At 74.5% G+C, this 13,270-nt stretch carries 15 protein-coding genes and 1 pseudogene; 5 read left to right on the top strand and 11 right to left on the bottom strand.

All coding sequences use genetic code 11. The features are described 5' to 3' along the window. Nucleotides 1-29 precede the first annotated feature (29 nt). Complete coding sequence (locus RIU97_RS36335) at nucleotides 30-296, bottom strand: DUF6296 family protein (protein ID WP_404961733.1); 267 nt, start codon at nucleotides 294-296, stop codon at nucleotides 30-32. 56 nt (nucleotides 297-352) lie between these two features. Beyond that, nucleotides 353-706 (bottom strand): helix-turn-helix transcriptional regulator, encoded by a 354-nt coding sequence (locus RIU97_RS36340; RefSeq protein ID WP_404961734.1) that lies wholly within the window; start codon nucleotides 704-706, stop codon nucleotides 353-355. Between the two features lie 173 nt (nucleotides 707-879). On the opposite strand from RIU97_RS36340, the gene RIU97_RS36345 reads away from it, so the two are divergent. Further along, nucleotides 880-1,809 (top strand): SigB/SigF/SigG family RNA polymerase sigma factor, encoded by a 930-nt coding sequence (locus RIU97_RS36345; protein WP_404961735.1) that lies wholly within the window; start codon nucleotides 880-882, stop codon nucleotides 1,807-1,809. Nucleotides 1,810-1,843: 34 nt separating this feature from the next. On the opposite strand, the gene RIU97_RS36350 is transcribed toward RIU97_RS36345, so the two are convergent. The 4 genes from RIU97_RS36350 to RIU97_RS36365 form a co-directional block, all read right to left on the bottom strand. Continuing rightward, complete coding sequence (locus RIU97_RS36350) at nucleotides 1,844-3,070, bottom strand: cytochrome P450 (protein ID WP_404961736.1); 1,227 nt, start codon at nucleotides 3,068-3,070, stop codon at nucleotides 1,844-1,846. A 112-nt stretch (nucleotides 3,071-3,182) separates the two neighbouring features. Then, nucleotides 3,183-4,112: a 2-dehydropantoate 2-reductase gene (locus RIU97_RS36355; protein ID WP_404961737.1), complete on the bottom strand. Its 930-nt coding sequence runs from the start codon at nucleotides 4,110-4,112 to the stop codon at nucleotides 3,183-3,185. Beyond that, a complete protein-coding gene (locus RIU97_RS36360; protein ID WP_404961738.1) occupies nucleotides 4,109-5,083 on the bottom strand; it encodes a DMT family transporter in 975 nt (324 codons plus the stop codon). The genes RIU97_RS36355 and RIU97_RS36360 overlap by 4 nt, the downstream gene beginning before the upstream one ends. 83 nt (nucleotides 5,084-5,166) lie before the next feature. After that, nucleotides 5,167-5,907, bottom strand: coding sequence for an ArsR/SmtB family transcription factor (locus tag RIU97_RS36365; RefSeq protein ID WP_404961739.1), 741 nt, complete (start codon nucleotides 5,905-5,907; stop codon nucleotides 5,167-5,169). Between the two features lie 137 nt (nucleotides 5,908-6,044). Here RIU97_RS36365 and RIU97_RS36370 point away from each other — a divergent pair, with 137 nt between their 5' ends. Next, on the top strand, nucleotides 6,045-6,878 hold the full coding sequence (locus RIU97_RS36370) for a class I SAM-dependent methyltransferase (RefSeq protein WP_404961740.1): 834 nt from the start codon (nucleotides 6,045-6,047) through the stop codon (nucleotides 6,876-6,878). A gap of 25 nt (nucleotides 6,879-6,903) precedes the next feature. Here the strand turns inward: RIU97_RS36370 and RIU97_RS36375 are convergent, their stop codons facing one another. Both RIU97_RS36375 and RIU97_RS36380 read right to left on the bottom strand, forming a co-directional pair. Beyond that, on the bottom strand, nucleotides 6,904-7,293 hold the full coding sequence (locus RIU97_RS36375; protein ID WP_404961741.1) for a hypothetical protein: 390 nt from the start codon (nucleotides 7,291-7,293) through the stop codon (nucleotides 6,904-6,906). Nucleotides 7,294-7,402: 109 nt separating this feature from the next. Next, nucleotides 7,403-7,900, bottom strand: a pseudogene (locus RIU97_RS36380) (Dyp-type peroxidase domain-containing protein); the annotation flags it as partial. On the opposite strand from RIU97_RS36380, the gene RIU97_RS36385 reads away from it, so the two are divergent. Together RIU97_RS36385 and RIU97_RS36390 are read left to right on the top strand one after the other, a co-directional pair. Then, nucleotides 7,791-8,384, top strand: a complete 594-nt coding sequence (locus RIU97_RS36385; protein WP_404961742.1) for a GNAT family N-acetyltransferase — start codon at nucleotides 7,791-7,793, stop codon at nucleotides 8,382-8,384. The pseudogene RIU97_RS36380 and the gene RIU97_RS36385 overlap by 110 nt on opposite strands. A gap of 116 nt (nucleotides 8,385-8,500) precedes the next feature. Further along, nucleotides 8,501-9,046: a DM13 domain-containing protein gene (locus RIU97_RS36390; RefSeq protein WP_404961743.1), complete on the top strand. Its 546-nt coding sequence runs from the start codon at nucleotides 8,501-8,503 to the stop codon at nucleotides 9,044-9,046. Here RIU97_RS36390 and RIU97_RS36395 read toward each other — a convergent pair. After that, nucleotides 9,043-9,675, bottom strand: a complete 633-nt coding sequence (locus RIU97_RS36395) for a sigma-70 family RNA polymerase sigma factor (RefSeq protein WP_404961744.1) — start codon at nucleotides 9,673-9,675, stop codon at nucleotides 9,043-9,045. The genes RIU97_RS36390 and RIU97_RS36395 overlap by 4 nt on opposite strands. A gap of 77 nt (nucleotides 9,676-9,752) precedes the next feature. Between RIU97_RS36395 and RIU97_RS36400 the strand changes: the two genes are divergently transcribed. Next, a complete protein-coding gene (locus RIU97_RS36400) occupies nucleotides 9,753-10,658 on the top strand; it encodes an alpha/beta fold hydrolase (RefSeq protein WP_404961745.1) in 906 nt (301 codons plus the stop codon). Here the strand turns inward: RIU97_RS36400 and RIU97_RS36405 are convergent. Both RIU97_RS36405 and RIU97_RS36410 read right to left on the bottom strand, forming a co-directional pair. Beyond that, a complete protein-coding gene (locus RIU97_RS36405; protein ID WP_404963064.1) occupies nucleotides 10,604-11,791 on the bottom strand; it encodes a DUF2201 family putative metallopeptidase in 1,188 nt (395 codons plus the stop codon). The two genes, RIU97_RS36400 and RIU97_RS36405, sit on opposite strands and share 55 nt — an antisense overlap. Nucleotides 11,792-11,913: 122 nt before the next feature. Beyond that, nucleotides 11,914-13,218, bottom strand: a complete 1,305-nt coding sequence (locus RIU97_RS36410) for an AAA family ATPase (protein ID WP_404961746.1) — start codon at nucleotides 13,216-13,218, stop codon at nucleotides 11,914-11,916. Nucleotides 13,219-13,270 lie beyond the last annotated feature (52 nt).

Consider the following 13,270-nt stretch of genomic DNA (forward strand, 5'->3'; position numbering starts at 1 on the left):
CCGGGCCCCCGTCCGTCACGGCGCGGGTGTCAGGCCACCGCCCGGGCCCGCAGTACGCGGGCCGGCTCCTGGCCGCCTCCGGTCGCCAGTACGCGGACCTCGCCCCCGCTGCTGATCTCCGCCCGGAGGATGCCGGAGGCGTCCTCGTAGACGGGGTGGCCGCCGGGACCCGCCGCGTCGGTGCGGGTCATCCGGACCACGTCCTCCCCGGGCTGGTCCGTGGTCGCGAAGACCACCTCGTAGGCTTCCGCCTCCCGGTCCTCGTGCGGGGTTTCGGTTTCGTGGCCTGTGCTCATGGCGGACCCTCCTGCCGTGGGCGTGTGCCCGGGGTGACTGCCCCCCACCAGCCACGCTAGGCCCCACCCGCTGCTCTGTCCTGACCGGGAGGCGCCGTCGGAGCGCTCAGCGGGCCGGCGAGGTAGGCCAGCAGGCCGGCGATCTCCCGGCCGGCCTCGGCCGGGTGGCGGAAACGCGCGCCGGGGGCGATGGCGTAGCGGTTGCGCCGGCCGTCCCGCGTCCGGGTGAGGTACCCGTCCGCCTCCAGGTCCGTGACGATCGTCTGCACGGTGCGCTCGGTGAGATCGCAGATCGCCGCGAGGTCGCGCAGCCGGATGCCCGGGTCGCGCGCGATCGCGATCAGGACCCGGGCGTGGTTCGTCAGGAAGGTCCAGTGGTTCCGACGGGACCCGGCGTGCTCGTTCTCCACGCGGACATCTTGGAATGGCGACTCGCGAAAATCAAATCCAGAAATGTTTTTCCGGTATAACTTGACGTGTGTCCGTGGCCCCGGCAGGGTGCAGGTGAGCGGAAGCGGACTTCCGCATGACCCGAGCAGTCGCGCAACGCGCCGCAAGCACCTGTGCCCAAGGAGCGACGACGATGACCCCCACGGCCACAGCCGAGGCCACGACCCCGGCCACGCCCCCGACGACGGCCCCTGCCTCCACCGGCGGGGTCGCGTCCGTCCCCGCCCTCAGCGGGCTGCCGTACGTGCCCAGCCCGCGGGACCTGCCGACCGGCGACGCCCGGCAGCTGACCCGGGTGTTCTTCGAACGGCTGCGGAGCCTCGAAGAGGGGACCCGCGCGTACCAGTACGTGCGCAACACGCTGATCGAGATGAACATCTCACTGGTGCACTTCGCCGCCCGCCCCTTCCGGGACCGCCCGGGCGGCCCCGAGAACGAGGACGTCGTGCAGGTCGGCATCATCGGCCTGATCAAGGCCATCGACCGCTACGACCCCGACCGCAACACGCAGTTCGCCACGCTCGCCATGCCGTACATCACCGGCGAGATCAAGCGCCACTTCCGGGACACCACGTGGTCCGTGCGGGTGCCGCGCCGGCTGCAGGAGCTGCGCGTGGAGCTGGCGAAGGCCACGGAGGCGCTGACCTCCGAGTCGGAGCACGCGCCCACCCCGGCGGAACTCGCCGCACACCTCGGCCTGACCGAGGACGAGGTCCGCCAGGGCCTGGTCGCGGCCAACGGTTACTCCACCCAGTCCCTCGACGCGCCCCAGCAGCCCACCGCCGGCAGCGGGCAGGCGCCCGCGGCCGGACTGGCCGCGCGCAGCCTCGCCGAGACCCTGGGCGACACCGACCCCGCCCTGGAGGCGGTCGAGGACCGGCACGCCCTGGCGCCCCTGCTCGCCGACCTGGACGAACGCTCCACCCGCATCCTGCAGCTGCGCTTCGGCCAGGAGCTGACGCAGGCGGAGATCGGTGCGGAGCTCGGCCTCTCCCAGATGCAGGTCTCCCGGCTGCTGTCCCGCACGCTGGGCGCCCTGCGCGCGGAGCTGCTGCACGACTGAGTCCGCCATGGCGCCGTGGCGCCGCGCCACCCGGTCACCAGGTGACGTACAGGTCCTGCGGCGAGCGGTGGATCAGCGTGGGCCGCATCCGCGGACGCGGACGGTCCTCGTCGAGCCGCAGCTCCGGCAGGCGGCGCGTGAAGAGTTCGAGCGTCAGGCACAGCTGCTCGCGCGCCAGCTGGGAACCGGGGCAGCCGTGCGGCCCGTGCCCGAAGGCGAGGTGCTGCCGGTTCCCGGGCCGTGTGACGTCGAATACGTCGGGCCGCTCGTACCGTTCTCCGTCGCGGTTGGCCGCACCGAAGGCCACCAGCACGGTGGCCCCCGCCGGAAGTTTCGTCCCGGCGAGGGTCACCGGCCCGGTGGTGGTCCGCCGGAAGGCCTGAATGGCGGTGTCGTGGCGGGCGGCCTCCTCCACCGCCGCCGGGACGAGCGACGGATCGGCGCGGAGCATCCGCCACTGCCGCCGGTCACCGAGCAGGTGCAGCAGGGTGGTGCCGATGAGGGCGCTGGTGGTGAGGAATCCGGCGATCAGCAGGTTCTGCAGGCTGGTCACCAGTTCGTGGCGCTGTTCGAGGGTGAGCTCGGCGTCACCGGGGGCGAGGGCGGCCACCATGGCCGAGCACATGTCGTCCCGGGGCCGTGCGCGCCGGTCGCGGACGTACCCGTCCAGCAGGTGCTGCAGCGCCACCACGTCCTCGGCGGCAGCCACCTGCTCCTCCGGGGGCAGCGGCCGGAACAGCAGTTCCTCGGCCCGGTATCCGCCGTGCACGGCCGCGGGCACATTGGCCGGGTCCAGCCCGATCAGCCGCCCGACCACCATCCCGGGCAGCCGCCGGGCGTACGCCTCCATCAGCTCCGCCGACCCGTCCGCCGCGAAGCCGTCCACCAGCTCCTGCGCACAGGCGCGCGCGTACGGCACCAGCGCCGCCACCCGGCCGGTGGACAGCCCCCGGTTCAGCGGCGCGCGGTGCCGCCGGTGGGCCGCTCCGTCCGAGGACACGACGGTCGGCCGGGGGCCGAACCCCCGGGGCAGGACACCGAGCGCCGCCTCCGACAGCGCGACGTCCGGCAGCAGGGAGTTGGCCGAGGAGAAGTCCTCCGCGCGCAGCAGCACCTCCCGTACGTCCCGGTCGCGCGCCACCAGCCAGGCGTCGAACTCGGGCACGTACGTCAGCCCCTCGGCCCGGCGGGCGCGGTCGTAGAGCGGGTACGGGTCGCGGTACAGCTCGTCACGCCGCGCCTGGGCGTCGTACGACGTCACGGGGACCTCCGGTCACGGTCGGGCCGGGCGGAGGCCACCGCCGCGGGCGGCCTCCGGTGCGCCGGGTCATCCTGCCCGAACCCCGCCCCGGCCGGTAGGGCGCCCTTGGCCCTCAGGAGCGTTCCGCGGCGAGGCGGTGCTCGTGGACGCGCAGGTGGAGGGTGGCGAGGTCCAGCAGCGGAGTGGCCACCCCCAACGCGCGGGCGCGGACGGTGAGGTCGGTCAGGACGTGGTCGGCCTCCGTGGGCGCTCCGGCCACGAGGTCGCGGTAAAGGGACGGGGTGAGGGGGGAGCCGGCGGCCGTGACGGTCGAGGTGGTGAAGGCGAGTTCGGCCTCCGGCACAGGGTGGCCGGCGGCCCCGGCCACCGCCGCCGCCTCGGCGAGCAGGGACCGGCCCAGGGCCGAGCCGCCCGGGACGGCGTTGACCTCACCGACCGTGCCGCGCATCAGGCAGGTCAGGGCCACCAGGGTGGAGATGAAGACCCACTTGTGCCACATGGCGGCGAGGATGTCCCCGGTCTCCGGCGAGTCGATGCCCGCCTCGGCCAGGACGCTCCGGATCGTGTCCACACGGGCCGAGGGGCGGGCGTCGATCTCACCGGTCAGGATGACCGCGGGCGGAGCCATGCGGAGGATGTCGCCGTCCCCGCTCAGGGTGGTGACCACCTTCGCGACCCCGCCGAGCGCGGCTGCGGCCCCGAGGCGCGCGACGAGCGCGTCGAGGTGGGCGACCCCGTTGAGGAGGGGGACGACGGCGGTGTCCGGGCCCACGGCGGGCTCGACGTCCGCCAGGGCAGCGTGCAGGGCGGTCGCCTTCACGGAAAGCAGGACCACGTCGTACGGGCCGCCCGGGGCCCCGGCCGTCACCAGCTTCGGCGTCAGGCGGAGCCGCTCCCCCTGGCCTTCGACGCGCAGTCCGCGTGCCGCGAGGGCCTTCGCCCGGGCCGGGCGGACCAGGAACGAGACGTCCTGGCCCGCCGCGGCGAGCCGGGCGCCGAAGAAGCCGCCGACGGCGCCGGCACCGACCGTGAGGATCCTCATGCGGAGTTCCTTTCGTGGGATCCGGTCAGCTCCGGCCTGCCTGCGGGAAGCCGGCCGTCCTGGCCGGGAGTCCGCGGGGCGCGCGGTCCGTACCGGGACACCGCGACCCCGGCGAGGCAGAGCACGCCGCCGAGCAGGGTCAGCCATGCGGGGACCTCGCCCAGGAGGGCCCAGCTCAGCAGGACGACGATGGCCGGGACGGCGTAGGTCGTCGCGCCCAGCTTGCCGGCGGGCATGCGCGCCAGGGCGTAGGTCCAGGTGGTGAAGGCCAGGGCGGTGGGCACGACGCCCAGGTAGACCATGTTCAGGGTCGCCGACACCGGAGCGTTCGGCAGTTCCGCGGCCAGTTGCCCCGCGAAGGGCAGGCAGGCCACGGTTCCCGTCAGGCAGCTGAAGGCGGTGATCTGCAGGGGTGTTCCGTAGGAGAGGGCGGGCTTCTGCGCGACGACCCCGGTCGCGTAGGCCACCGCCGCGAGCAGGCAGAGCACGACGCCGAGCACCGAGGTGGACCCGCCCTCGCCGGACGACATGGACAGACCCACGACCACCGCTCCGGCGAAGGAGACGCCCATGCCCGCCAGCAGCCGCGGCGGCAGCGCCTCACCGAGGAGGCGGGCCGCGAGGAGGGCCATGAGGATGGGCCCGGTGTTCACCAGCAGGGACGCCGTCCCCGCGTCGACCAGACGCTCACCCCAGTTCAGCGCGACCGTGTAGCCGCCGAACCACACCAGACCGGACACCAGGATCCCGCGCCAGGCCTCGCGGGGCGGCAGCCCCTGGCGGCGGACCAGGAGCAGGACGCCGAGCACGAGCGAGGCGGCGAGCAGCCTGCCGAGGGCCAGGGCCCCGGGGGAGTAGGCGGCGCCCGCGCTGCGGATGGAGACGAAGGCGGAGGCCCAGGCGAACACCGTGAAGGAGACGGCGCCGATCGTGAGCACGTGGGGAGGGATGCGACCCGTGCGGAACGTCATGCACCCACCCTACGACCGCAACATTTCGCTGTCGACCGAAATATTGATGGGGGATCCTGGTGGGGTACGGCGGCCCTCAGGGCTCAGATCCACGCCTGCGGCGTGATTCCCAGCAGGTCGCCGAAGGCCTGTTCCCCGGTCCGGGTCACGTCCAGGGCCCGCCCGCCGCCGGGCGGGCGTACCACCCATTCCTCGCGCAACGCGTGCGCGCACAGCCGCGAGCCGGTGACGCCGCCCAGGTGGCGGCGCCGCTCGGTCCAGTCCAGGCAGGAACTCGCCAGCGGCCTGCGCCCTTCGTGGGCGAGGCCGATGCCGGCCCCGGCGCACCAGGCCCGGCCGTCGTCCGTCAGCTCGAAGACGCCCTCCGTACGCAGCAGCCCGCGCTGCTCCATCGCGTCGGTCACCGCCATGCCGAACCGTCCGGCGAAGTGGTCGTAGCAGGTCCGGGCGCGCGCCAGCGGGTCCGGTGCGGCGACCACGGGGACCGCGTGCGCCGCGTCCCGGTCGGGAATCGCGTACGAGGCGAGCTCGTCGACGAGGCGGGCGGTCGCGGCGTCCGCGATGCGCACGTAGCTGTGGCGGCCCTGGCGTTCGGTCACGCAGATGCCGGCGTCGAGCAGTCGGGACAGGTGGCCGCTCACGGTGGACGGCGCCACCGCGGTGATCCGGGCCAGCTCGCCCGCGGTCCAGGCGCGCCCCTCCAGCAGCGTCATGCAGATGGCGGCCCGGGTTTCGTCGGCCAGGGCCGCGGCGAAAGCGGCGAGACGGGCCGCGGGCGCCGGCTGGTCCGCCGGCGCCGGCGTCCCGGCATGCGAGGTGTTCATCCATCCAGAATGCCCCATGATTTCGGCAAACAGCGAACGGTCCACCCGGGCGCGGGTCCTCTGTCGTGACGGTGGTTCCCGGGCCACACTGATGACCTCGGGGCAGGAAGCCCCGATGCGAGGAGGGTGGTGGGGAGTTGTCGGGTGAGTCTGCGGAGCAGCCCGCTCCGGTCGTGCGCCCCGCGGTGTGGGAGACGTACGGCCCGGCCGATCTCAGCGCAGTGCCGGTGTTCGCCGGCGGCTTCATCAACTTCGGCTTGTGGCAGGCCGTCGATCTCGAACGGCCGCTGTCGCAGGGCGACCGGATCCGGAGCGAACAGGACCTCTACCGGCACGTACTCGACGCGGCCGCCCCCGAGGGCCGCCGGGCCGTGGAGATCGGCTGTGGCCTCGGCCTCGGGTGCGCCCTCGCCCTCGAGGAGTACGGGCCCTCGGTGATGACGGGGGTGGACATCCATCCCCAGCAGCTCCAGCGGGCCCGCGAGGCGAACTCCGCGCGCCTCCAAGCGCAGCCGCACCGGCTGCGCTTCGTCCTCGGGGCGGCGGAGAGCCTGCCGCTCGGCGACGCGGAGTTCGACTCCCTGTTCAGCGTCGAGGCGGCGCAGCACTTCCCGGACCTGTCCGCGTTCGCCCGGGAGGCGGCGCGGGTCCTGCGCCCCGGCGGGCGGCTGGCGGTCGCCAGCTTCTTCACCGTCGACGGCGCGCCCTCGCACGCGGAGCGGCTCGCCGGGCTCCTCGACTCGTTCGCCAGCGGCCTGGACATCGCCCGGCCCGTCTCCCGGCTCGCCGACGCCCTCGACGAGGCCGGATTCGCCGGTGTCCGGGTCGCCTCGATCGGCCCGCAGGTCTGGCCCGGCTGGGACCGCTGGCTCGCCCGCCTCTGGAGGCCGGGCACCTGGCCCCGGAACTTCCTGGCCGCCTGGGAGCAGCAGATCCTGGACTACTACCTGGTGACGGCCACCCGCCCGTAGTTCTCGTGGCCCGGGGAAGCGTGCGTCAGCCCTCCAGCAGTGCCTGACCGACGTACGTGCCCGGGGCGGCGCCACCGGGGACCGCGAAGAGGGATGACGCCTCGTGGACGACGGAGCGGGCGAGGGCGTCACCGCGGGCCAGGCGGTACCGGACCGGGATGAAGCCCGTGCGGGGGTCCGACTGCCAGGCGAGGAAGAGCATTCCGGCGTCCGGGACGCCGTCCGAGACGACGATCCGCGCGAGCCGGGCCGGGTCGGCCGGGTCGGGGTTGGCGGTTCCGTCGAGGTGGCCCACGAGGTTGCGGTGGGCGCCGCCGGCCGAGGCGCCCTCGGGGGCGGAGGTGAAGCCGGCCATCGTCCAGCGGTCCACGGCCTCGCCGTGGGCGAGGCGCTGGAGCGTCCGCAGGGCGTGCACGGTGACGAGCGGGTCGTCCGCGGCGATTGCGCGAACAGGTCGCCGCCGCTGCGGGCCGGGTCGAGCTGGTCGTCGGGAAGGCAGGCAGGGGAGCGAGGGCCTCGGGGCGTGCCGAGGCCATGGCGGCCCGGTCGAAGAAGCCCGCGCCCAGGCCGAAGGCGAGGGTGAGGGAGGCGGGCCCCGCGCCGAGCGCGGCGCCCGTGTCGGCGGCGCGGGAACCGGGCGGTGAGAGCTCCTCGCCCACCGGCTCGCCCCGGGGCAGCCGTTCGGCGGCGGTGCTCCAGCGCAGCAGCAGGGCGGCGGCCCGGCCGCGGTCGGTCCGCGCCCCGAAGTCGAAGGCGGCCAGCCGGACGTGCGCCTGACGGGGATGCAGGATGCCGGCCTGGTGCCGCCCGTGGAAGGCGGGACCTGCCGGACGGTGAGACGGGGTGGGTGGCGGGGTGGGTGACGGCGTAAATCGCTCGTCGTCCCCTTCCGGCCGCCCGTAGCATCCGCCCGTGACCGAGAACGAGATGGACGACGCGCCCGTGGTGACCGAACGAGTGCCGTGCTGGCGCGGCAGGGCGGTCGCTCTCGCGCCGCTCGACGCCGAGGACGCCGAGCTGATGCACGCCTGGCGGTCCGACCCCGTGGCCGCCTACGAGATCGGCTTCTGGCCGCGTTCCCTCACCTCGCTCCGTGAGCGCCTGGAGCGGGACCGGGACGACCACGACCGGGACGACTTCCTCGTGCTGCTCCCGGACGGCACGCCGATCGGCCACATCGCCCTGGTCGACCAGGACATGGTCGACGGCACGGCGGAAGTCCACCTGATGATGGATCCGCGGTACCGGCGCCGGAGCCACGGCTCCGATGCCCTGGACGCGCTGACCGACCTCGCCTTCGGCGAACTGCCCATGCAGCGCGTCCAGGCCGTCACCCACACCGGCAACACGGCCGCGCTCACCGTCCTCGCCAAGGCGGGGTTCGTCCAGGAGGGAGTGCGGCGCTCGGCCTGCCTGCACCGGGGACGCCGCCTCGACGTCGCCGTCCTCTCCCTGCTCCGTGCGGAGTGGGAGGCTCAGGCACGCCCGAGGTCCTGGGAACTCTGACCGGCGCCGCCCGCCCGGCGGGGCATGGTTTGATGATCGGACCGGGCGGGCGCATCCGCCGGCGCGCCGCCACCACAACGGGCGGCGCCGCACAGCGGCATGACGGAGGACCGGGCGTGGTACTTGAGCGTGGGCGGCGGCGCAGGCCCCTGTTGATCGGCGGCGCGGGGGTCGCGGCGGCCGCGCTGGCCGTCGGCCTGTACTGGTTCGAGCCCTGGAAGCTGTGGGTGGAGGACACGGTCGACGAGGCCCTCCCCTCCGTCTCGGCCGCCCCGAACGCCAGCGCGTCGGCGAGCCCGCCCGCCGCGCCGCGGACGGTGGCCCAGGGCACCCTGATCAGCCACGAGCACGCCACCACCGGCACCGTCAAACTCCTCCGCCTCGCCGACGGCTCGCACGTCCTCCGCGTGGAGGACCTGGACACGAGCAACGGCCCCGACCTGAAGGTCTGGCTGACCGACGCCCCGGTCGTCGAGGGCGTCGCCGGCTGGCGGGTCTTCGACGACGGCAAGCACGTCAGCCTCGGTGCTCTCAAGGGGAACAAGGGCGACCAGAACTACGCCGTTCCGGCCGAGGTGAACCTGGCCGACTACAGCAGCCTCGCCATCTGGTGCGACCGCTTCGACGTCTCCTTCGGCGCCGCCTCCCTCAAGCCGGTCTAGGCCGCGTTCGAGCCGGCGCCGAGGTGGTCGCGCTGGATCCGGTGGGCGAGGGCGCGCCGCACCGAGGCCGACGCGGTGGCCGTGCCGGTGGAGGAGGAGGCGGCGGCCTTCGGCGGGACGTCGAGGCCGCGGCTGATCCGGTCGTACGCCTCCTGGTAGCCGGCGGGCATCGCGTCCCGGTGCAGCATCAGGTCCTCTTCGACCAGGCGCCGCAGCTCGTCGACGTTCCGGGGCGTGAAGCGCTTCCTTCCCCGGGCGACGGCGTCGACGTGACGGGAGCATCGGGCGCTGTCGCCGAGGGTCTCGGAGATCTCCTCGGCGAGGCCCCACAGGCATCCTTCGAGCCAGGGCGCGTCGTGCTGGTCGAGCGAGAGCGCCATCGGCGCGGGCGGCCCGTCCGTCCGGTGCTTCGCCGCCTGCTTGGACACGGCGGGCTGGCTCATGTCGGCGAGCCGGGCGATCCGGTCCTGGGTCCAGCCCAGCCCGGCCAGCACCTGGATCATTTCGGTGCGCAGCTTCCGCATCTCCTCGCCGGCGCGGATGACCTCGTTCATGCCGGCGAACATCCGCCCGGCCTGGTCCTCGGTCAATGCTCCGGGGCTGCCGCGCGTCTCCTCTTCCCCTGTCATGACTCGGTTATATACCCCCGCACGCCGTGGTCATAACCCGGTTGTACAACTCGGTTATCGCTGGCAGCATCCGCGTCATGCCCACCTTCTCCGCGCCCGACGGAACCCGGCTCGCCTACCGCGTGACCGGGGACGGCGAGCCGCTCGTCTGTCTTCCCGGGGGCCCGTCGGACTCCCGTTACCTCGGCGACCTCGGCGGCCTGTCCGCGCACCGCCGGCTCATCGCCCTGGACCTTCGCGGCACCGGCCGGTCCGCGGTTCCCGAGGAGACCGCCTCCTACCGCTGCGACCGCCTGGTCGACGACGTCGAGGCCCTGCGCGCACACCTCGGACTCTCCCGGATCGACCTGCTGGCCCACTCGGGCGGCGCGAACCTCGCGGCGCAGTACGCGGCCCGGTACCCGGAGAAGATCCGCAGGCTCGCCCTGATCGGCCCCGGCGTCCGGGCCGTCGGCATCACCGTCACCGCCGAGACGCGACGCGAACTCGCGCTGCTCAGGAAGAACGAGCCGTGGTTCCCGGTGGCCTTCGCCGCCCTGGAGGCGCTCACCGAAGGCGCCGGCACCGGAAGCGACCGGGAGGCCGTCGCGCCCTTCTTCTGCGGCCGGTGGGACGCCGCGGCGCAGCGGCACCACGCGGCCGGCCGGCCGGCCAACGGCGAGGCCGTCGCCCTCTTCGCGGCCGAAGGCGCCTTCGACCCGGAGACCACCCGTGCGGCGCTCGCCGCCCTCGAGGCGCCCGTACTGCTCGTCGTCGGGGAGTTCGACCTGAACAGCCCTCCCCGGACGGTGACCCGGTTCGCGGAGCTGTTCCCCGACGCCACACTCGTCGTACAGCCCGGAGCGGGCCACTACCCGTGGCTCGACGACGCCGACCGGTTCGTGGCGACCACGACGGCGTTCCTGGACCGACGGGGACCGGCCCGCCCTCACGACCCGATGGTCACCACGCGGGCCCACTCGGGCGGCGAGTCCGGCACGTAGTCGGGATCCTCCTCGTCCCACCGGGCCGACCGCCCGCGGGGGAAGAGCCCCACCACCGTCCGGCACGGCGGCCGGGTGGCCGGCCAGGGGGTCTGGCCGTCGGTCAGGACCACGATCACGTCCGGCCGCGGACCCGTCCGGAGCGCCTTCGCGAACCCCTCGCGCAGGTTCGTCCCCCCGCCGCCCAGCAGCGGAATGCCCTCGCCGCGGCAGAGCGGGTGCACGATCCGGGCCGCCGCGTCGCACGGCACCACGGTGACCAGGTCGCGCCGGCCGCCCACGGCGCGGGAGATCGCGGCGACCTCCAGGAGCGCACTGCCCAGTTCGGCGTCGCTGACCGACCCCGAGGTGTCGATGACCACCGTGACCCGGGGCGGCCTGCGCCGCAGGCTCGGCAGAACGGCCCCGGGCAGCCCGGCCGAACGCCGGGAGGGGCGGCCGTAGCTGTAGTCCTCGCCCGCGCCCGAGCCGGAGGTCGCCGACCGGATGGCCGCCCCCAGCAGGTCGCGCCACGGCTGCGGCGGATGGAACGCCTCGTCCGCCCACCGCTGCCACCCCTTCGGGGCGCTCCCCGGACGGCCGTTGATGCCCTGGGCCACCCGGAACCGGACCGCGTCCCGCTCCTGCGCGCTGAGCCCGTGAGCGCCGTCCGGGCCCAGGTCCCACTCCCGCTCCAGGCCGTCGGCGCCACTGCCGCAGTCCAGCCAGGCCAGGCCCTGCGTATGCGCCGACAGCCGGAACTGGCGCAGGTAGTCCTCCATCAGCTGACCGGCGGGCAGCCCCAGGGCCTGCGGCGTCACGGCGTCCTCGAGCCCGACCAGACCGTCTCCGAAGGCGTCGTCGTTGATCTCGCAGTCCGCGGCGATGTTCATCCGCAGCCGCTCTCCCGGGCCGGTCAGCCCGTGTGCCCGTGCGTACCGGTCACCGCGCCCGTGATGGTCGCGCAGGAGGTGCGACACCTCGTGCACCCAGACCCCGGCGAGCTCCTCCACCGGCGTCCGGTCCACGAAGGAGGGAGAGACGTAGCACCGCCAGTGCCGGTCGACGGCCATCGTCGGCACCCGGCGCGACTCCACGGCGTGCAGCGCGAACAGGGCCGTCGCCAGGTACGGCCGGACCCGGGCGGCCTGCAGCCGGGCGGCGAAGAGCTTGTCGAAGTCGAGGGCGAGGCCGGGGACGGGGGCGAGGCCGGGAGCGGGGGCGGGGGCGAGGCCCGGTGTCCCCGATGCCTCCGCCGCCCCCGGTGCGTCCGGGCTCACCGGCCGGCCTGCACGGGGACTGCGGTGCGCGCCGCGGCCCGGTCCGCCGCCCGGTCCGCCCGTCGGGACAGGGTCACCACTCCGGCGAGCCGCTCGATCGATGCCGGAACGTCCCAGTCCTCCTGACGCAGCGTGGCGAGCGTGGTCGCGGGGACGACCAGCAGGTCCGGGGCTCCGGTCTCCAGCGCCCGGACCAGCAGCGCCCACGCGGCGTCCCAGCGGGACTTCTCCGGGCGCTTGCGGACGGCCGCCACCACCGCGTCGAGCACGGCCTGGCGCAGATCTCCCCGCTCGGGCAGGACGGCACCCGCCGGATCGGCGAGCAGATCCTCGGGGTCGGGGAGGTCCATCCGGTCCAGACCCGCCAGCAGCTCCAGCGCCGGACCGTCCCCCACGGTGCCCCGGACCAGCAGGGAGAGCACCTCCCTGGAGGAGCCGGCGGCGGTCGCGAAGGCGATCAGACTCAGTGTCATGTCCCAGCTGCGCGGGGACGGCCAGGGCCCGCCCCGCCGCGTCTCGCTGCTGGGCAGCCGGTGTACGAGCGTGGGGCGGGCGGAGAGGAACCCGCACACCGCGCGGCGGGCGTGGTCCACGGCCGCCGGCAGCGCCTGCGCGTCGAGGCGCGGCAGGCTCGCCCGGGGCCACGTCCCGCCCAGCCCGCGCACCACGACCTCGTGGTCGTGGGTCCACTGGAGATGGACGAACCGGTTGGCCAGGGGCGGACTCAGCTCCCAGCCGTCGGCGGCCGAGGACCGCGGGTTGGCGGCCGCCACGATCCGGACCCCGGGCGGCAGTTGCAGGGCGCCGATCCGCCGTTCGAGTACGAGGCGCAGCAGGGCGGCCTGGACGGCCGGAGGCGCGGTGGACAGCTCGTCCAGGAACAGCAGCCCCCGTCCGGCCCGTACGAGCCGGACGGCCCAGTCCGGCGGGGCCATCGGGACGCCCTGTTCCGCGGGGTCGTCGCCCAGGACGGGCAGCCCGGAGAAGTCGGACGGTTCGTGGACGCTGGCGATGACCGTGGTCAGCGGAAGGTCCAGCGACTCCGCGAGCTGGGTCAGGGCCGCCGTCTTCCCGATCCCCGGCTCGCCCCACAGGAGTACGGGCAGGTCGGCGGCCACGGCCAGGGTCAGCGCCTCCAGTTGTGAGTCGGGGCGCGGTTCGGTGGTGGTGTCGCGGAGCAGCGACAGCAGCTCACCGGCGATGTCGAGCTGGGAGGCGCCGGCCGGGTCGGCGGGTGAAGGGGCCTGGGAGGAAAGGGCGTCGGCGAAGCCGGTCGCGGTGAACGGGGTGGGTGCGGGCATGTTCGATCACCTTGTGGGTTCGTGAGGCGGAACGGGCACGGGGGAGGGAAGT

The organism is Streptomyces sp. 147326, assembly GCF_045000215.1.
Classification (GTDB): Bacteria; Actinomycetota; Actinomycetes; order Streptomycetales; family Streptomycetaceae; genus Streptomyces.

Excerpts from the sequence above, each read along its gene's own strand:
- RIU97_RS36335 (WP_404961733.1), bottom strand. The coding sequence starts at position 296 with ATGAGCACAGGCCACGAAACCGAAACCCCGCACGAGGACCGGGAGGCG.
- RIU97_RS36345 (WP_404961735.1), top strand. The coding sequence starts at position 880 with ATGACCCCCACGGCCACAGCCGAGGCCACGACCCCGGCCACGCCCCCG.
- RIU97_RS36355 (WP_404961737.1), bottom strand. The coding sequence starts at position 4,112 with ATGAGGATCCTCACGGTCGGTGCCGGCGCCGTCGGCGGCTTCTTCGGC.
- RIU97_RS36360 (WP_404961738.1), bottom strand. The coding sequence starts at position 5,083 with ATGACGTTCCGCACGGGTCGCATCCCTCCCCACGTGCTCACGATCGGC.
- RIU97_RS36365 (WP_404961739.1), bottom strand. The coding sequence starts at position 5,907 with ATGAACACCTCGCATGCCGGGACGCCGGCGCCGGCGGACCAGCCGGCG.
- RIU97_RS36395 (WP_404961744.1), bottom strand. The coding sequence starts at position 9,675 with ATGACAGGGGAAGAGGAGACGCGCGGCAGCCCCGGAGCATTGACCGAG.
- RIU97_RS36400 (WP_404961745.1), top strand. The coding sequence starts at position 9,753 with ATGCCCACCTTCTCCGCGCCCGACGGAACCCGGCTCGCCTACCGCGTG.
- RIU97_RS36410 (WP_404961746.1), bottom strand. The coding sequence starts at position 13,218 with ATGCCCGCACCCACCCCGTTCACCGCGACCGGCTTCGCCGACGCCCTT.